Source organism: Pseudonocardia sp. ICBG162 (assembly GCF_020496225.1).
In the GTDB taxonomy this organism is placed as follows: Bacteria; Actinomycetota; Actinomycetes; order Mycobacteriales; family Pseudonocardiaceae; genus Pseudonocardia; species Pseudonocardia alni.
In genome coordinates, this window is the sequence record NZ_JAHLJD010000031.1 from 1,135,744 (window position 1) to 1,152,318 (window position 16,575).

The following is a 16,575-nucleotide window of genomic DNA, read 5'->3' on the forward strand; positions in this document are numbered from 1 at the left end:
GCCATGACCACCGCCGGCCCGAACAAGCCGTTCGAGCGCGGGACCGTGACCCGTCGCGACCCGAAGCCGCACGACGTCGTCATCGACATCCGGTACGCCGGGATCTGTCACTCCGACATCCACCAGGCCCGCGACGAGTGGGGCGAGGGCATCTACCCGATGGTCCCCGGCCACGAGATCGCCGGCGTCGTCTCCGCGGTCGGCGACGACGTGACCCGCTACGCCGTGGGCGACACCGTCGGCGTCGGCTGCTTCGTCGACTCCTGCCGCGAGTGCGAGAACTGCAGGGCCGGCGAGGAGCAGTACTGCCTGAAGGGCGAGGTGCAGACCTACAACGCGACGGAGTACGACGGCGAGCCCACCTACGGCGGCTACTCCACGCAGATCGTCGTCGACGAGAACTACGTGCTGCGCATCCCGGAGGGCGTCGAGCTCGACGTCGCCGCGCCGCTGCTGTGCGCGGGCATCACCCTCTACTCCCCGCTCCACCACTGGAACGCGGGCCCCGGGAAGAAGGTGGCGATCGTCGGCATGGGCGGTCTCGGCCACATGGGCGTCAAGATCGCCGCGGCGATGGGCGCCGAGGTCACGGTACTCTCCCGCACGCTGTCCAAGCAGGAGGACGGCAGGCGACTCGGGGCCGCGCACTACCACGCGACCGAGGACGAGGCCACCTTCACCGAGCTGGCCGGCCGCTTCGACCTGATCGTCAACACCGTCGCCGCGGTGATCCCGGTCGACGACTACCTCGGCCTGCTGAAGCTCGACGGCTCGATGGTCAACGTCGGCGTACCCGAGGAGAAGCTGTCCTACCACGGGTTCTCGCTGGTCGCGGGCCGCAGGAGCCTGTCCGGCTCGAAGATCGGCGGCATCCGCGAGACCCAGGAGATGCTGGACTTCTGCGCCGAGCACGGCCTCGGCGCCGACATCGAGACGATCTCCTGCGACCAGGTCGACGAGGCCTGGGAGCGGGTCGTGCGGGGCGACGTGCGCTACCGCTTCGTGATCGACACCGCGACCTTCGCCTGAGGGGTCCGTCAAGCCCCGCGGCGTCGCACTTCGAGACGCCCGCGGTGGGGCGATCCGTGGAACGATCCCGGCGACGTTGCCGACCAGAAGTGAACCGGAGGCTCACGTGATCCTCATCGTGCTCAAGGCCCAGATCCGCCCGGACAAGCGCGAGGAGTGGCTGTCCGGCATCTCGCAGTACAAGAAGGACGTGAACTCGGAGCCGGGCAACATCTCCTTCGACTACCACGAGAACGTCGAGAAGCAGAACGAGTTCGTGATCGTGGAGGTCTTCAAGGACAGCGCGGCCGGCGACGCGCACGTCAAGACCGACCACGCGCAGAAGTTCTTCGACTTCATGGGCTCGGTCGTGCCGGAGAAGCCGCTCATCAACTTCCAGAGCGAGGACGGCAAGGACGCCTGGGTCGAGATGGGTGAGGTCACCCCGCACTGACCCCGTCCCTCCCGACGATGCCGGCGGCCCCACGGGTCGCCGGCATCGTCGTGTCCACCGATGCCGCGAGCAGGTGTCCCGGCTGCGCCGGACGGACGGAGCCGGGCGGACCGGACATCGGAACCGAGACGGTCCTTCCGGGTGATCGGGACGGGAGCACACCGCGTCCGGGCCGGTCGGGGCCGGGGTGCAGACTGGCCGCGCACGGCAGAGCTTTTCGTCACGCAACCTGGGCGCTCCCCGCGCGTCTCCCACGGTGACGGAACGATCACGTGGCGTCGCCGCCCCGGGCGACGCGGACGAACAGGAGCACCCCATGGACACCGTCCGACAGCGGCCCCGCCGCCTCGTCGCACTGGGCCTCGGACTGGCCACCATCGCGGGTGTCGCCGTCGCCGGGACGGCACTGGCCGGATCCCCCGCCGCCGAGCAGGCCCGCGCACAGCCGCTCGTCCCGGGCACCCCGTGCTCGATCACCGCCAAGGCCTGCGTCGACCTGGACTCGCAGAAGTCCTGGCTCATCCAGGACGGCAAGGTCATCCGTGGCCCGATCGGCATCTCCTCGGGCGGCAACGGCCAGGAGACCCCGGTCGGCCACTCGCTGCGCGTCTACCGCAAGGACGCGACCCACAAGAGCGAGGAGTCGCGGCTGCCGAACGGCGACCCGGCCCCGATGCCCTGGTCGGTGTTCTTCAACGACGGCGGCATCGCCTTCCACAGCGGCGACCCGAACCGCTCCTCGGCCGGCTGCATCCACGTCCCGCCGAACGAGGCCAAGGCGTACTTCGACTACCTGCAGATCGGCGACCAGGTGCAGGTCGTGAAGGCCTCCGAGGAGACCGCGGCCCGTAAGGGCCAGTGAGCGCGGAGTCACCGCATCGGGGGTTGCTCGGTCGTCCGGCGTAACGCGGAGGTGGTCGTCCGGCGACACACCGGACGTATCACCCGTCCGTCCCCGGGAGCGCCCGATGGCCGAGAGCCGACCCGCCCGTCGCACGCCGATCGACCACGCCCGGCGGATCGCGCGGCTCTCCCTGAGCGGCGGCGCGCGTGCCGCCGCGGTCCCGGTGCGCAGCCTGGCCCGGCTCGGCCGCGACGAGCACGACCCGCGCTGGACCGGCCAGACCTGGCTGTGGCAGCCGGGCTGGGGCCGGCGCACGCACGACCGGCTCTACCGCAGCCCGGACCCGTACTCGATCGGGCTGTCGGCCTACGAGCAGCAGAAGTACGGCACCGTCATGGACGCGCTCGCCGGCCGCCGCTTCGACCGGGTGCTGGAGGTCGGCTGCGGCGAGGGTGACCTGTCGGTCCGACTCGCCGGGCACACCGCGGCGCTGCTCGGGGTCGACATCTGCTCGGCCGCGGTCCAGCGGGCCGCCGCCCGGGTGCCGTCGGGGACCTTCGTCCGCCGCACGCTCCCGCACGAGATGCCCGAGGGCGACTTCGACCTGATCGTCTGCTCCGACGTCCTCTACTACTGGGAGACGGTCACACTGCAGGTCGGCCTGGCCGCCCTGCTGGACCGCCTGCGGCCGGGCGGGATGCTGCTCGCCTACCACTACCGCGGGGCGTTCGGGCAGGCCGGGACGGCCGACCGGGTGCACGAGGCGCTCGCCGCCGCGGCGGCCGCCCGCGGGCTGACGGTCCGGGCGCACGAGACCGTCGACGGCGTCGGCCCCGACGGCGCCGGGGCCCGGTTCGACGTCGTCGTCCACCCCGAGGTCGCGGTGCCGTCCCCGCGCCGCCCGGAGCCGGGCGTCGCAGCGCGCGCACGTCGTTCCTGAGGGGTCGGCTGGGCCGGGTGGCGGTGCGACCGCTGGACCGTCCGGCCGTTCTCGTCAGGTCGACGTGGACCTGTCGTGACCGGGCGGTTCCTGGTTACCGTCCGGAGCCATGACGGTCGAAGCCGACGGACCCGCCGGGATGGCCGACGCACAGCGCGTGGTCACGATCCCCGAGCTGAGCGCACCGAGCTACCTGCAGGCGGTGCTGTCGATCGCCTACCGCGACGAGCGCAACAGCGTCCCGCTCACCGTCGCCACGCCGGCCGGGCTGGTGTTCGGCAACGCCGTGCACCCCTCGGCCTGGCTGCGCGGGCTCGGGGACCAGCTGCGCCGGCTCACCGCGGGCGACCCGGGCAACGAGTCCGCGGCGTCCATGGCCGACATGTTCGACGACATGGCCGACGGCCGCGGCGACGAGCGCCCCGGCCGGGACATCCCGGTGAAGGACATCCACTGGATCTACTTCACCGACGCGCTCGTGGTCCCGACCGCCGTCGGCGGGCCGAACTACGTCGAGCCGGCCTGCTGGCAGGTGGCACTGCGCGACGTCACCGGCTGGACGATCGGCCTCCCGCCCGGCTGAGCGCCACGTCCGATGATCATCCGATCGTGTGATCGCAAAGCCGCCACTCCGACCCCCCTGCGGAGCCCTCCCGTCGCAGGTCAGAGGGTTCCTGCCCAGGTCAGCGACCCGTAACCCCGACCGCGGTGTGACGACGACCACCCGAAGTCGTGCGTGAGGATGCGCCACCGCCGGGCCTCCCATGTGTGTCGAGCGGATCGAGGGGGCACAACCGGTGCGAACCGGCCCCCCGATCCGGACCACTGTGAGGCCCGATACCGGGCCATGACCTGGAGGCGCACATGAGCACCACCGACACCAAGGCCCCGGCCGTCACCGGCACCCCGTCCGCCCTGCAGTCCGAGCACGGCAGCACCCGAATCGCCGAGACGGTCGTCTCGAAGATCGCCGGCCTGGCGGCCCGCGAGGTCAGCGGCATCTACGCCCTCGGCGGCGGCGCGGCTCGCGCGTTCGGCGCGCTGCGCGAGCGCATCCCGGGTGGCACCACCAACGCCTCGCAGGGTGTGTCGGTCGAGGTCGGCGAGAAGCAGGCCGCCGTCGACATCAACGTCGTCGTCGAGTACGGCGTCTCCATCGCCGACCTGGCGAAGGCCGTGCGCCGCAACGTCATCTCCGCCCTGGAGCGGATGACCGGGCTCGAGGTCGTCGAGGTCAACATCTCGGTCGACGACGTCCACCTGCCGTCCGAGGACGACGGCAAGGACGAGGAGCCGAAGAAGATCGAGTCCACCTCGCGGGTGGCGTGAGCGCCCGCGTCGCCGCGGACGGCGACGGGATCGTCGCCACGGGTGCGGTCGACACCGACCGGATCGCCGACGCGGTGCTGGGCTGCCCCGGCGTCGCACAGCTGCACGGCGGCCGGTTCGGTGAGATCGCCACCTACCTGCCCGGACGCCGGGTGAGCGGCATCCGCGTGGACCCCACGGCCCCGGCCGTCGAGGTGCACGTGGTCGGCCGCTACCCGGCCTCCGTGGCCGAGATCGACCGCCAGGTCCGCACCGCGCTGCTCCCGGTCGTCGGGGGCGCGCGGGTGGACGTGGTGGTCGGCGACTACGCCGGCCCCACCGAGTCGACGCCGATCCGGCCGTCGGACTCGGCACCCGCCACCGGCGAGCTCCCGGTCCCTCCCGCGGCCACCCCCTGATCCGCCCGGACGCCCGTCCACATCCCCGGACGTCCGGTACCTCCTCGTCTCGAAGGACGTGACTGTGATGTCCCTGTCCACCAACACCCAGATCGGCCTGATCGCCGGTCTCCTCCTGGCCATCGCCGGCATCGTCGGCGGCTTCGGCGGGTTCGTCCTCGCCCTGATCCTCGGCGCGATCGGCCTCGCCATCGGCCGCTGGCTCGACGGCGACCTCGACCTGTCCGAGCTCTCCGAGCGGTCGGGGCTGTCCGGGCGCGGCCGCGACAAGGTCCGGTGAACCCGGTGAGCACCGTCGAGCCGACGGGGACGGCGACCGGGGACCCGGACACGATCCGGGCCACCCGCCTCGCCCCTCCCCCGCCGGACGACACCCCGACCCGCACGATCGACACCGGCACCGGCTCCGCGGGTGCCGACGGCTCCGGCGGCACGGCCCCGGAGGACCGCGGCCGGGTCGACGTCGCCGACCAGGTCGTGCAGAAGATCGCGCTCGGGGCCCTGGAGGAGACCGAGGGTGTCGGTGGCACCACCGGCACGGTCGGGCGGATGCTCGGCCGCGACGACTCCGGCGGCCACCCCCGCGTCGAGGCGACCGTCTCCGGGCAGTCGACCCGGATCGACGCGCGGATCTCCGTCGCCTACCCGTCCCCGGTGGCCGCGGTCTGCGACCGCGCCCGCGCACACGTCGTGCGGCAGGTCGAGGCGCTGACCGGGCTGTCCGTCGCGCGGGTCGACGTCGTCGTCACCGCACTCACCGTCCCGGGCGCCGCCCGGCCGGCCGCGAGGGAGCTCGAATGATCCGCCGCCCCCGCAAGTCCCTCGCCGCGGGCATCGTGGCGCTGGTCCTGCTCGCGCTCTGCGTCGTCGTCGCCGTCGCGGTCGTGCAGCTGCTCCTCGGACAGCAGCCGATCGTCGACTTCGGCGTGCTGGGTTCCACCATCGCCGGGTTCACCGGTGCCGACGTGCCCGTGCTCGTCGTGTCCGGTCTGGTCGGGCTGGTCGGGCTGGTGCTCGTCGTGGTCGCACTGCGGCCGGGCACCCCGACCGTGTTCCCGCTGACCTCGGCGGGCGGTGCCGAGCACCTCGACTCCGGGATCACCCGGCGCAGCCTCAACCGGGCGCTGGCCGACGCCGCCACCGGTGTCGACGGCGTCACCAAGGCGTCGGTGAAGAGCACCGGGCGCCGCGCCGCCGTCACCGCGCACGCCGCGTTCGGCGACCCGAAGGACCTGCGCGACCGGGTCCGCAGCGCGGTCGCGCAGCGGCTCGACGCCGTCGGGCCGGCCCGCAGCCCGAAGGTCACGGTGTCCGTGACCGGCACGAAGCAGCAGGAGGCGTGATGGCCAGCGCGACCCCACCGGCCCGGCTCAACCGGACCCTGCTGTTCCTGATCGGGCTCGTCCTGCTCGCCGCGGGCGTGTTCGGGCTGCTGTTCGGCACCGGCGTCCTGCGCCAGGTGCTCCCCGGGATCGACCCGTCGGTCCCGCTGCTGCCCGCCGGTCTCACGCTGCCCGAATGGGCGCCGTGGGTGACGCTCGCCGTCGCCGTCGTGGTCGGGCTGCTGGCGCTGCGCTGGCTGCTCGCCCAGGCCCGGCGCAGGCCGCGCACCTCGGCGTGGACGCTGCCGTCGGCGCAGGTGGCGGGCCGGGACGCCGGGACGACCCGGATCCACTCCGACCACGCCGCGGACGCACTGGCCGCCGACATCGAGAGCTACGACGGCGTCCAGCGCGCCGCCGCCGCGCTCGTCGGCGACCGCCGCCGTCCGGAGATCCACCTGGACGTGACCGCGGACGACGGTGCCGACCTCGCCGCGCTGCGCACCCGGATCACCGACCACGCGCTGCCGCGGCTGCGGTCCGCACTGGACATCGAGTCCGGGCGCGCCGACCTGGTGCTGCGCCTGGCCGAGGAGAAGGAGCACTCGCGGGTGGGCTGAGCACAGCACGCACGCACGACGACGGGGCCCCGGATCACCGGGGCCCCGTCGTCGTGTGCGGGTGGGTCAGCGGGACCGGTCGACGAACCCGGCGCCGGCGATCCGCAGGCCGCTGCCGCCCGCCATGCGGAGCACCCCGGCCATCGCGACGACCAGACCGACCATCTCGAAGGTCTCCTCGGTGCCGGCCAGGACGTTGTAGGCGAAGGACTGCACGTCACCGGTCTGCTCGAACAGGGCCCCACCGGCCGACTCCAGCCCGACCGCGCCGAGCAGGAACACCGCCGCCCCGGCGACGACGAGCCAGGCCCCCGGCCGGCGCAGCACCATCGGCAGGCACAGCGCCGCGACGACGGCGACGAGCACCACGGCCGGGATGATCCAGGCGTAGGTCAGGAAGCCGCTCGTGCCGAACGTGGTGTGGATGATCCAGCCGACCTGCTCGTGGTTGGCCGCGGTCTCGTCCATCGCGACGACCGCGCAGGACAGGCTGAGCAGGATCCAGCGCCACCGCTCGCGGCGCACCGAGTTCGCCGCGATCAGCGCGAGCAGCGCCGCGTTGGTCAGGTGCATCGCCGAGCTGAACCAGGTCGAGATGTTCAGCTCGGTGCCCAGCCGGATCGGGGCCGGGATCTCGAAGCCCGGCCGCCCGATGCCGTAGACGGCGGCGCCGTAGTGGGCCAGCGCCAGCACGGCGACGATCGCGGCGGCGGTGCCGACGACCGGCCCGCGACGCAGCAGCGCCAGGTGCGGTGCGCCGGGCGCGGCGGCCTGGGCCTCGGGCGACGGCTCCGCGCGGGCCGGGCTCGCGGCCCCGGGCGCCGCCGCGGGCCGCGGACCGGCCCCGGCGTCCTCGGTGTAGCGCGGGATGACGACCGTGGCCGGGTCGTCGTCGGCGCTGTGCGCGCCGCGGCCCTGGGCGCCGTGGCCCTGGGCGAGATGGTCCTGGGCGGTCATGTCCCCTCCTCCTCACCACGCGGCCGGGCGGCATCGGCGGGCGACGTCGGCGGGACCGCAAGGTGGCTGGAAGGTAAACGAGCGTATGTCCGCCGGGAAACGCGGGGTCAGCTCCAGGGGCGCGCGGAGCGGGTGGCCCAGTAGCGCTCGGCCGGTTCGGCCAGCGCAGTGAGCTCCTCGGCCGCGTCCGCGGGCAGCGTGAGCTCCGCGCCCGCGAGGTTCGACGCGAGCTGGTCGGTCCCGACCGGGCCGAGCAGCACCCGCCACGCCCACGGGTTCGCCAGCGCCGCGGCGACGGCGATCCGGTCCAGCCCGATCCCGGTCCGCGCGGCCAGCGCCGCGGCCGCGCGGGCGCCCTCGGTGCCGTCCTCCCCGCCCGGCGCGAGCCTGCCGTTCGCGAACACCTCCTTCACGATCACCCGGGCCCCGGCGTCGGCGGCCTCGGCCAGCGCCGGGCCCACCGAGGGTTCGAGCGGGTTCCAGGTGCTCTGGAACGAGGTGAACAGCGGCTCGCCGTCCACCCGGACGTCCAGCGCCCGGCGCACCGCGTCGGCCTGGGCGGGGCCGGAGGTGGAGATGCCGACCCGGATCCCCCGGTCGCGCAGGTGGGCCATCGCGCGGTGGACGCGCCCGTCGTCGAGGACGCCGGTGTCGAGCGTCGCGGAGTGCACGTGGTAGGTCCCGAGGTGGTCGCCGAGCAGCTCGTGGCTCAGCGCGTACTGCTCGGTGAAGGCGTCGAGCGAGTGGTCCTTGACCTCGTGGGTGCCGGCGTCGGTCCGCCACCCGCCCACGTAGCGGTAGCCCCACTTCGAGCCGATCTCGACGGGGTCCGCGCCGCCGGTGACCCCGGGCCGGTCGGCGAGCCAGCCGGCGAGGAACTCCTCGGCGCGGCCGTAGGAGCGGGCGACGTCGAGGTAGCGGACGCCCGCGGCGTACGCGGCGTCGAGCAGGGCGCGGGAGCGGTCGCGCAGGGTCGCGACGTCGCGGTCGTCGCCGAGCTCGTCGGCGCGGCCGGAGGTGATGTAGGCGGGGCGGGCGATGGCGGCCAGGCCGAGGCCGAGACGGTGGGCGGGGGCGGGCATGGCCCCAGCCTGCCGCACCGGGCGCCGGCGCCGCACCCGACGAAACACCTGTTGCATGCCGGTGCCGGCCGGTACCGTCCCCGGGCATGACCGACGCGCCGTCCGGTGGCTGGGTCCTGCTGCTCGCGCAGCTGCCCGCCTCCCCCTCGAGCCCCCGGGTCACGCTGTGGCGCCGGGCCCGCGCCGCGGGCGCGGTCGGCCTGCAGAACGGCGCCTGGGTGCTGCCGGCGACCGAGGAGCACCGCACGTTCCTGGAAGGGCTCGCGACCTACGTCCGCGAGTCCGGCGGGACCGCGTTCGCGCTCGACGTCGCCGCCGGGAGCAGCGACGACGGCATCGTCGCCCGGATCCGCGCCGAGCGCGGCAAGGAGTTCGCCGAGTTCACCGAGCGCGGCGACGCGCTGCTGGCGGAGCTGGAGAAGGAGTCCGCCCGGGACAACTACTCCTTCGCCGAGCTGGAGGAGAACGAGCAGGACCTGGAGCGGCTCACCCGCTGGCTGGCGACGATCTCGTCCCGGGACTTCTTCCCCGACGAGCGTGGCAAGGACGCCGAGGCCCTGCTCGACCGCTGCCGGCGCGCGCTCGACGCGTTCACCGCCGCCGTCTACCGCGCCGAGGGCGTGGCCCCCGACCTGCCACCGCGTACGGACTGAGCCCGTGAGCAGCCCGTGAGCAGCGGGGCGCACACCGCGACCGGCGCGGCCGTGGTCGACGACCTCGGTACGGACGCACTGCGGGGCCTCACCGGCGCCGAGGCCGCGGCGCGGCGGGGGCGGCACGGTCCCAACCGGTGGATCGTCCCGCGCCGGGTCACCTTCCTGCGGGTGCTGGCCGACGAGGTCACCGAGCCGATGATGCTGCTGCTCGCGGCGATCGCGGTGCTCTACGGCGTCTGGGGGCGGCTCGACGACACCGTCGCCGTCGTCGTGATCATCGCGGCGGTCGTCGGGGTCGAGGTGTTCGCCGAGTTCCGCGCGAAGTCGGTCATCGCCTCGCTCGGCGAGCTCACCGCCCCGACGACGCCGGTGGTGCGCGACGGGAGCACCGTCTCGGTCGGGGTCGACGACGTCGTGCCTGGCGACCTCGTACCGCTGGCGGCGGGCTCGCGGGTGCCCGCCGACCTGCGCCTGGTCGAGACCTGGGGGCTGCGCGTCGACGAGTCGACCCTCACCGGGGAACCCGTCGCCGCCCCCAAGGACGCCGCCCGGGTGCTGTCCGGCGACACCGCGCTGGCCGAGCGGGCGAACCTGGTGTTCGCCGGGACGACGGTCGTCGCCGGGCGGGCCCGCGGCGTCGTCGTCGCGACGGGGACGGCCACCGAGCTGGGCACGCTGACCGGGCTCGTCGTCGCCGCGCGGCCGCCCCGGACCGCGCTCCAGCAGGCCATGCGCGAGCTCGCCGGCAGCCTCGCGACACTGGCGATCGCGTTCAGCGTGCTCGTCCCGCTGGTCGGGGTGCTGACCGGGCGGCCGTGGCGGGAGATGGTGCTGACCGGGCTCACCCTGGCCTTCGCGACGGTCCCGGAGGAGCTGCCGATCATCGTCAGCCTGGTGCTCGGGCTCGGCGCGCACCGGCTGTCGCGGCGGCGCGGGCTGGTCCGGCGGCTGCGCGCGGCGGAGGCCCTCGGGCTGGTGACGGTGCTCGCCACCGACAAGACCGGCACGCTGACCCGCAACCGGATGGCCGTCGCGCGGGTCGAACCGGCCCCGGGCGTCGACGACGACACCCTGCTCGGCCTCGGCGCGGCCTGCACCGAGACCGCCCCCGAGCCCGACGGCGGCTGGTCCGGCGACCCGACCGACGTCGCGTTCCTGGTCGCGGCCCGCGACCGGGGCCTGCCGACGCCCACCGAGCCGGTCGCCCGGTTCCCGTTCGACCCCGGCCGGGAGACGATGACGGTCGTCCTGCCCGCCGGCGCGTCCGGCACCGCCACGGTGGTGACCACCGGCTCGCCGGAGTCGGTCCTGGCCCGCTGCGCGGCGCCGTCGCCGGAGACCGCGGGCCGGGTCGCCGCGCTCGCCGCCCGCGGCCTGCGGGTGATCGCCGTGGCGAGCAGGCCGGCGTCGCAGGTCCCGGCGACGGTCGGCGACGCCGAGCGCGACCTCGTTCTCGCCGGGCTCGTGGCGCTGTCCGACCCGCCGCGCCCGGGCGCCGCCGAGGCCGTCGCCGCCGCGCGGCGGGCCGGGGTGCGGGTGGTGATGGTGACCGGCGACCACCCCGCCTGCGCCCGGGCCGTCGCCGCGGAGGTCGGGATCGACCCCGACCCGGTGCTGACCGGCCGCGATCTCGACGGTCTCGACGACGCGACGCTGGCCGCCGCCGTCGCGTCGACGCCGGTGTTCGCCCGGGTCACGCCCGCGCACAAGCTGCGCCTGGTCACCGCGCTGCAGGTCGGCGGGGAGGTGGTGGCGGTGACCGGGGACGGCGTGAACGACGCCCCCGCGCTCGCCCGGGCCGACGTCGGCGTGGCCATGGGCTCGTCGGGCACCGACGTGGCCCGCGAGGCGGCCGGGCTGGTCCTGGCCGACGACGACGTCTCCACCCTCACCCGGGCCCTGCACGAGGGCCGCACGCTGCACGGGAACCTGCGCAAGGGCGTCGCCTACTACCTGGCCTGCAAGGCCGGGCTGGTCGCGACCGTCGCCGCCGGGGTGCTCACCGGGATGGCCGTGCCGTTCACCCCGATCCAGATCGTGGTGCTGGAGATGTTCATGGACATCGCGGGCAGCGCGACCTTCGCCGCCGAACCCGCCGAGCGCGACGCCATGACCCGCCCGCCGCGCGACCCGGGCGCACGCTTCCTGGACCGGGCCCTGCTCGGCGACCTCGCCGCGGGGGCGGCGGCGCTGTTCGTCGCCGTCGGCGGGCTGTACCTGGTCACCGCCTCGCAGACCGTCGCGTTCGTGGGCTGGCTGTCCGGGCACCTGGCGCTGGCCTGGGTGATGCGCACCGAGCGGACGCCGGTGCTGCGGGCGGGGCTGTTCGCGAACCGGTTCCTGCCGTGGTGGACGGTGGTGACCGCCGTGGCGGTGTGGGTGGTCACGACGGTGCCGGTGCTGCGGGAGACGCTGCGGCTCACCCCGCTGACCGGTCCGCAGTGGACGGCGGCGGTGCTGGTGCCGGTGGCCGCCGTCGCGGTGCTGGAGCTGCGCAAGGCCGGGCGACGGCGGGCCGCCACGGGGCGCCCGGCGGGGTGATCCGTGCTAGACCACCGGTCGTGAACGGATCGGTCCTGTCCCGCCCGGCTCCCGAGCCGCCCCGCACCGTCGCCGTCGGCGACGACCCCGACCAGGTCATGGACCTGTGGCCGGACGGCGGGCCCGGCCGCCCGCTGGTCGTGCTGGTGCACGGCGGGTTCTGGCGGCCCCCGATCGACCGGACGCACCTGCGGTCGATGGCGGCCGCCCTGAACGCGCTGGGGCTGCCGGTGGCCTCGCTGGAGTACCGCCGGGTGCCCGGCGACCCGGACGCGACGGTCGCCGACGTGCTCGCCGGTCTGCGGGCCGCCCGCGCCGTCGCCGGTCCGGTCGTCGCGGTGGGGCACTCCGCGGGCGGGCACCTCGTGCTGCACGCCGCGGCCGTCGAGCCGTCGCTGGTGCGGGCGACGGTGCCGCTCGCCCCGGTCGCGGACCTGGCGCTGGCCGACGCGGAGAACCTCGGCGACGGCGCGGTCCGCGCCTACCTCGGCGGCCCGGCGGCCGGGCGCACCGACCTGGACCCGGCGGCGGGCCCGACCCCGCCCGGGCCGGTGACGATCGTCCACGGCGACGCCGACGACCGCGTCCCGCTGGGCGTCTCGCGCTCCTACGCCGGCCGGCACCCGTCGGTGCGGCTGGTCGAGCTGCCCGGCTGCGACCACTTCGCGGTGGTCGACCCGCTGTCGGCGGCCTGGGAGACGGTGACCCGGGAGATCCTGGCGGCGGCGACGTGACCGCGCCCGGCGGCCTGCCCCGCCACCAGCTCACGATGACCGTGCTGATGACGCCGGACATGGCCAACTTCTCCGGCAACGTCCACGGCGGCGCGATCCTGAAGCTGCTCGACCAGGTCGCGTTCTCCTGCGCGAGCCGCTGGGCCGGGACCTACGTCGTGACGCTCTCGGTGGACCGGGTCCGCTTCCGCGAACCGATCTACATCGGCGAGCTCGTGACGTTCCAGGCGTCGGTGAACGACACCGGGCGCAGCTCGATGGAGATCGGCATCCGGGTCACCACGGAGAACATCACCGAGCGGACCCAGCGGCACGCCAACAGCTGCTACTTCACGATGGTCGCGATGGACGAGCACCGGCGGCCGGTCCCGGTCCCGGAGCTGGTCCCGTCGACCGACACCGAGCGCCGTCGCCGGGACGAGGCGCGCCGGCGTCGCGAGGCACGCCGGGACGGCGGCTGACCCCGGACACGACGGTGCCCCGGGACCACACGGTCCCGGGGCACGTCGAGGTACGGGAAGGTCAGTTGACCGAGTCGCCCGCGCCGGAGGTCTGGCCGCAGTTGTCGGACTGGTCGGTGGCCGAGTCGCCGGAGACGGCCTTGGCCTTGCCACCCAGGCCGAGGGCGCCGGTGATCCCGCTCAGCAGGTTCGCGTCCTCGATCGGGGCCTGCACGCCCAGCACGTTGACCGGGATGTTGTTGTTGCAGACCTGGATCGGCACGTTGACGTTGTTGCCGTTCAGGCCACCCGCGAGCAGGCCCTTGGCGTCCTTGTCGATGTGGCCCGACTCGTGCTTGCCGTGGTGCTTGCCGTCCTTGGCGGAGTCGCCCGCGTAGTCGCCGGCGAAGGCCAGCGGGGAGACGGCGAGCAGGGACGCGGCGGACGCCGCGACGATGATTCCGGCCTTCTTCAGCACAGTTCTTCTCCTGATGAGGTCTCAGGGCCGTGGTGAAGGCCCCGTTCCATGACGGCACGCTGACAAAGGGGGGAGCCCGTGCCGACTGGCTGCGAATCTAGCTGCGCGGGAGAGCCCGAACAATTCTTCTACCACCATCGGGTGGCCGAATTACTTTCCGTTCGGATACTCCCACGATCGGGTCGAATGCGATCGGGGCGAACTGCCCGGAGCGGCACCGGGACCGGCGACGACGACCACGGCGGGTGGCCACGCGACCCCGCCCCGGACACGGACGTGCCCCGGGACCGCGAGGGTCCCGGGGCACGTCAGCGACGAGGAGTCGGTCAGTTGACCGAGTCGCCCGCGCCGGCCTCCTGGCCGCAGGTGTCGGACTGGTCGGTGGTGGAGTCGCCCGACACGGCCTTGCCCTTGCCCGCGATGCCGGCGGCACCGGTCAGGCCGTTGCCCGCCGCGGCGTCCTCGACCGGAACCTGGACACCCAGCACGTTGACCGGCACGTTGTTGTTGCACGCCTGGACCGGGACCTGGGCGTTGTTGCCGTTGGCACCCGCGACGAGGCCCTTGGCGTCCTTGTCGATGACGCTGTCCGAGCCGGCGAACGCCAGCGGCGACAGGCCGATCAGGGCGACGGCGGACACGGCGGCGACGAAACCGGCCTTCTTCTTCTGCACAGTCTTCTCCTGGTGAGTCACGGATCCATTCGGATCCGGGCACGTGCCGGCCCGACGACAAAGGGGGGAGCCCGAACCGGCTGAGAAGAACCGTAATGGCGGGAAAGGGTGCCTATCAACCTCACAACACCATCGTGGGGAACAATCACCGAGCGTCAGATATTCACACGATATGGTTTCGTCGCCGAGTCGGCGATTTCGCACGACGACGGGGCGGAACCGCGTCCGGTCCCGCCCCGTCCGCCCGGACGTGCGTCAGCCGACGCGACCCCACTGACCTGCGGGCTCGTCGCCCTCCATCTCGGCGACGGCCTGGACCATCGCCAGCAGCTCCGGGTCGAGTCCCGGTCCGAACTCCTCAGGCCGTTCGACGGCGATGTCCATCGGGACGCCGTCGGGCGCCTGCGCCGTCGACAGCGTCGTCCCGTCGTTCGACGGCGACGGCCCGCGGTAGAGCTTCCCTGCCTCGGAGAGCTGGTCGAGGCTGAACGTGTACTGCTTGCTCTGCAGACCCTGCTCCAGCAGCGTCGCCACCTCGGGGAACTTCTCGGCGTTCGTCTTCGGGATCGGCAGCAGCGTGTTCCAGTTGACCCCGAGCGCCTCGAGAGCCTTGGCGTAGGCGTTCTCGTGGGCCTGGTCGCGCACGATCAGGTACGCGATCGTCGAGCGCGCCGTCTTGTTCGCCGTCATCTCGTAGAGCCGGCACTTCTGCAGCCGGCCGGTCGACTCGAGCATGAGGTTGTAGAGCAGGTTGAGCGGCAGGTTGCCGCTGTCGTAGACGTACTTGCCCGTCCACGGGTCGCCCTGCGCGTCGACCGGCAGTGCCCCCTGGGCCCCCACCAGGTAGTGGTGGATGTTGCCCTCGGTCAGGGCCGCGCTCAGCGGGGTCGCCCCGCCTGCGCCGGGCGTGTCCATGTCGTCGGTCGCGCTGCCCCGGTAGCGGGGCGAGCCGTCGGTGAGCCGGGCGATCGTGGTGGCGATCAGCTCGACGTGCCCGATCTCCTCGGTGCCGACGCCGTAGAGCAGGTCACGGAAGGGTTTCCCGTCCGGACCGCGGAAGTTGAAGCTCTGGAACAGGTACTGCATCATCGTGCGCATCTCGCCGAACTGGCCGCCCAGCCCCTCCTGCAGCGCATTCGCCGCGGCGGGGTCGGGCTCGTCGGGGACGATCTCGTTCAACAGTCGCTGGACGTGCAGGAACACGGGTGACACCTCGTGGGCTGTGGGGCGCGACCCCCTCCGGGGTCGTGGACACGGCCTGCGGGGTTGAAGCCGTCGGACCCCGGCCTACCCGGACCCCGTGGGTCCACACCCACGCACTGTCCGCACGGCCGCAGCGGGCCAGGCGGCGTAGACCTCGGCCGACGGCGCGGCGGCCACCGCGGCGGCGAGCAGCGGGCGCAGGTCCGGGCGGTCGGTCCCGACGGCGAGGACGAGTGCGACCGCGCGGAGCTGCCACGGCCGGTCGAGCAGCCGCTCGTCGAGGTCGTAACCGGGCAGGCCGCGGGCCCACCGGGCGTCCGGCGGCGCCGGGGACGGGGCGGGGTCGAGACCCCGCAGCGCCGCCCGGCTGACACGTCCCTCCAGGTCGGCCGGGCCGTCGGTGCACCGCGCCGGCGCCCCCGGGACGACCAGGTGGTGGACGCGGGCCGAGTCCGACCAGATCGCGGTGCGGACCCCGGGGCCGGTGTGCCCCGCGACGTCGAGCAGGTACTCCGAGCGCGGCCGGTACCAGCTCGGGGACACCCCGAGCACCGGCCAGCCGCTGCACCCGGTCGCGGCGGGGAGCACCACGTTGCGGACGCCGGGGGTGTCGCGGTGGGTACGCCAGACCCGGCCGCACCCGCAGCGGCCGAGCCGGGCACCGGCCGCGTCCGCGGTGTCCGGCCGCCCGGTGCCGGTCCAGATCCGGGCGACCGCACGGGCACCGGCGCGGGGGCCGACCTCGTCGGCGTGGTGGTCGTACCAGCGGTCGATCGTGGCGGCGGTGGTGAGGCCGTGCCGGAGCACCGCGCGTTCGGCCAGGTTGACGAGCAGGTCCACGGTGCCGCCTCCGATCGGGGGGTCGGGAAGGACGTGGGGGACCGGTCCGCGGGGA

General features: G+C 74.2%; 21 protein-coding genes. 15 read left to right on the forward strand and 6 right to left on the reverse strand.

The window, feature by feature from the left end:
* Positions 1-3: 3 nt before the first annotated feature.
* From KPL60_RS30225 to KPL60_RS30275, 11 genes are all read left to right on the forward strand, one after another.
* Positions 4-1,029 (forward strand): NAD(P)-dependent alcohol dehydrogenase, encoded by a 1,026-nt coding sequence (locus KPL60_RS30225; RefSeq protein WP_226368273.1) that lies wholly within the window; start codon positions 4-6, stop codon positions 1,027-1,029.
* 106 nt (positions 1,030-1,135) lie between these two features.
* Entirely contained in the window at positions 1,136-1,462 is a 327-nt protein-coding gene (locus tag KPL60_RS30230) for a putative quinol monooxygenase (RefSeq protein ID WP_226354234.1), read from the forward strand.
* Positions 1,463-1,778: 316 nt separating this feature from the next.
* Positions 1,779-2,324: a L,D-transpeptidase gene (locus KPL60_RS30235; RefSeq protein WP_226367920.1), complete on the forward strand. Its 546-nt coding sequence runs from the start codon at positions 1,779-1,781 to the stop codon at positions 2,322-2,324.
* Between the two features lie 106 nt (positions 2,325-2,430).
* Positions 2,431-3,246 carry a trans-aconitate 2-methyltransferase gene (locus KPL60_RS30240; RefSeq protein ID WP_226367921.1) on the forward strand — a complete coding sequence of 272 codons (816 nt, stop codon included), beginning with the start codon at positions 2,431-2,433 and terminating at the stop codon, positions 3,244-3,246.
* A gap of 109 nt (positions 3,247-3,355) precedes the next feature.
* Positions 3,356-3,829, forward strand: a complete 474-nt coding sequence (locus KPL60_RS30245; RefSeq protein WP_226354237.1) for a hypothetical protein — start codon at positions 3,356-3,358, stop codon at positions 3,827-3,829.
* 281 nt (positions 3,830-4,110) lie between these two features.
* Entirely contained in the window at positions 4,111-4,575 is a 465-nt protein-coding gene (locus KPL60_RS30250; protein ID WP_226354238.1) for an Asp23/Gls24 family envelope stress response protein, read from the forward strand.
* Positions 4,572-4,973: a hypothetical protein gene (locus KPL60_RS30255; RefSeq protein WP_073575989.1), complete on the forward strand. Its 402-nt coding sequence runs from the start codon at positions 4,572-4,574 to the stop codon at positions 4,971-4,973. Before KPL60_RS30250 ends, KPL60_RS30255 begins: the two co-directional genes overlap by 4 nt.
* 67 nt (positions 4,974-5,040) lie before the next feature.
* Entirely contained in the window at positions 5,041-5,253 is a 213-nt protein-coding gene (locus tag KPL60_RS30260; RefSeq protein ID WP_179761584.1) for a hypothetical protein, read from the forward strand.
* Between the two features lie 5 nt (positions 5,254-5,258).
* The gene (locus KPL60_RS30265) at positions 5,259-5,774 is read left to right on the forward strand and encodes an Asp23/Gls24 family envelope stress response protein (RefSeq protein ID WP_226367922.1); all 516 of its coding nucleotides are present in this window, start codon (positions 5,259-5,261) and stop codon (positions 5,772-5,774) included.
* Positions 5,771-6,316, forward strand: a complete 546-nt coding sequence (locus tag KPL60_RS30270) for a DUF6286 domain-containing protein (protein WP_226354240.1) — start codon at positions 5,771-5,773, stop codon at positions 6,314-6,316. Before KPL60_RS30265 ends, KPL60_RS30270 begins: the two co-directional genes overlap by 4 nt.
* On the forward strand, positions 6,316-6,915 hold the full coding sequence (locus KPL60_RS30275; protein WP_179761582.1) for an alkaline shock response membrane anchor protein AmaP: 600 nt from the start codon (positions 6,316-6,318) through the stop codon (positions 6,913-6,915). Before KPL60_RS30270 ends, KPL60_RS30275 begins: the two co-directional genes overlap by 1 nt.
* Positions 6,916-6,981: 66 nt before the next feature.
* Here the strand turns inward: KPL60_RS30275 and KPL60_RS30280 are convergent, their stop codons facing one another.
* Complete coding sequence (locus KPL60_RS30280) at positions 6,982-7,872, reverse strand: hypothetical protein (protein ID WP_226367923.1); 891 nt, start codon at positions 7,870-7,872, stop codon at positions 6,982-6,984.
* 107 nt (positions 7,873-7,979) lie between these two features.
* Positions 7,980-8,954, reverse strand: coding sequence for an aldo/keto reductase (locus KPL60_RS30285; protein WP_226367924.1), 975 nt, complete (start codon positions 8,952-8,954; stop codon positions 7,980-7,982).
* Between the two features lie 86 nt (positions 8,955-9,040).
* Here KPL60_RS30285 and KPL60_RS30290 point away from each other — a divergent pair, with 86 nt between their 5' ends.
* Genes KPL60_RS30290 through KPL60_RS30305 form a run of 4 tightly spaced genes read left to right on the forward strand, consistent with a single transcriptional unit; the run spans position 9,041 to position 13,346 of the window.
* Positions 9,041-9,607 (forward strand): Chromate resistance protein ChrB, encoded by a 567-nt coding sequence (locus KPL60_RS30290; protein ID WP_226367925.1) that lies wholly within the window; start codon positions 9,041-9,043, stop codon positions 9,605-9,607.
* 15 nt (positions 9,608-9,622) lie between these two features.
* Positions 9,623-12,151, forward strand: a complete 2,529-nt coding sequence (locus KPL60_RS30295; protein ID WP_226367926.1) for a cation-transporting P-type ATPase — start codon at positions 9,623-9,625, stop codon at positions 12,149-12,151.
* Between the two features lie 20 nt (positions 12,152-12,171).
* Entirely contained in the window at positions 12,172-12,885 is a 714-nt protein-coding gene (locus tag KPL60_RS30300; protein ID WP_226354245.1) for a S9 family peptidase, read from the forward strand.
* Between the two features lie 35 nt (positions 12,886-12,920).
* Positions 12,921-13,346 (forward strand): acyl-CoA thioesterase, encoded by a 426-nt coding sequence (locus KPL60_RS30305; RefSeq protein ID WP_062403912.1) that lies wholly within the window; start codon positions 12,921-12,923, stop codon positions 13,344-13,346.
* A gap of 61 nt (positions 13,347-13,407) precedes the next feature.
* Here the strand turns inward: KPL60_RS30305 and KPL60_RS30310 are convergent, their stop codons facing one another.
* From KPL60_RS30310 to KPL60_RS30325, 4 genes are all read right to left on the reverse strand, one after another.
* A complete protein-coding gene (locus KPL60_RS30310; RefSeq protein ID WP_226367927.1) occupies positions 13,408-13,803 on the reverse strand; it encodes a hypothetical protein in 396 nt (131 codons plus the stop codon).
* Between the two features lie 326 nt (positions 13,804-14,129).
* Positions 14,130-14,477, reverse strand: coding sequence for a hypothetical protein (locus KPL60_RS30315; RefSeq protein WP_208822832.1), 348 nt, complete (start codon positions 14,475-14,477; stop codon positions 14,130-14,132).
* A 255-nt stretch (positions 14,478-14,732) separates the two neighbouring features.
* On the reverse strand, positions 14,733-15,680 hold the full coding sequence (locus tag KPL60_RS30320) for a manganese catalase family protein (RefSeq protein ID WP_226367928.1): 948 nt from the start codon (positions 15,678-15,680) through the stop codon (positions 14,733-14,735).
* 84 nt (positions 15,681-15,764) lie between these two features.
* On the reverse strand, positions 15,765-16,520 hold the full coding sequence (locus KPL60_RS30325) for a nitrile hydratase subunit alpha (protein WP_226367929.1): 756 nt from the start codon (positions 16,518-16,520) through the stop codon (positions 15,765-15,767).
* Between the last annotated feature and the right edge of the window lie 55 nt (positions 16,521-16,575).

Bases quoted from the DNA above. Each gene is read 5' to 3' on its own strand.
- KPL60_RS30250 (WP_226354238.1), top strand. From the start codon at position 4,111: ATGAGCACCACCGACACCAAGGCCCCGGCCGTCACCGGCACCCCGTCC.
- KPL60_RS30275 (WP_179761582.1), top strand. From the start codon at position 6,316: ATGGCCAGCGCGACCCCACCGGCCCGGCTCAACCGGACCCTGCTGTTC.
- KPL60_RS30290 (WP_226367925.1), top strand. From the start codon at position 9,041: ATGACCGACGCGCCGTCCGGTGGCTGGGTCCTGCTGCTCGCGCAGCTG.
- KPL60_RS30245 (WP_226354237.1), top strand. From the start codon at position 3,356: ATGACGGTCGAAGCCGACGGACCCGCCGGGATGGCCGACGCACAGCGC.
- KPL60_RS30280 (WP_226367923.1), bottom strand. From the start codon at position 7,872: ATGACCGCCCAGGACCATCTCGCCCAGGGCCACGGCGCCCAGGGCCGC.
- KPL60_RS30225 (WP_226368273.1), top strand. From the start codon at position 4: ATGACCACCGCCGGCCCGAACAAGCCGTTCGAGCGCGGGACCGTGACC.
- KPL60_RS30240 (WP_226367921.1), top strand. From the start codon at position 2,431: ATGGCCGAGAGCCGACCCGCCCGTCGCACGCCGATCGACCACGCCCGG.
- KPL60_RS30285 (WP_226367924.1), bottom strand. From the start codon at position 8,954: ATGCCCGCCCCCGCCCACCGTCTCGGCCTCGGCCTGGCCGCCATCGCC.
- KPL60_RS30305 (WP_062403912.1), top strand. From the start codon at position 12,921: ATGACCGTGCTGATGACGCCGGACATGGCCAACTTCTCCGGCAACGTC.
- KPL60_RS30260 (WP_179761584.1), top strand. From the start codon at position 5,041: ATGTCCCTGTCCACCAACACCCAGATCGGCCTGATCGCCGGTCTCCTC.
- KPL60_RS30235 (WP_226367920.1), top strand. From the start codon at position 1,779: ATGGACACCGTCCGACAGCGGCCCCGCCGCCTCGTCGCACTGGGCCTC.
- KPL60_RS30270 (WP_226354240.1), top strand. From the start codon at position 5,771: ATGATCCGCCGCCCCCGCAAGTCCCTCGCCGCGGGCATCGTGGCGCTG.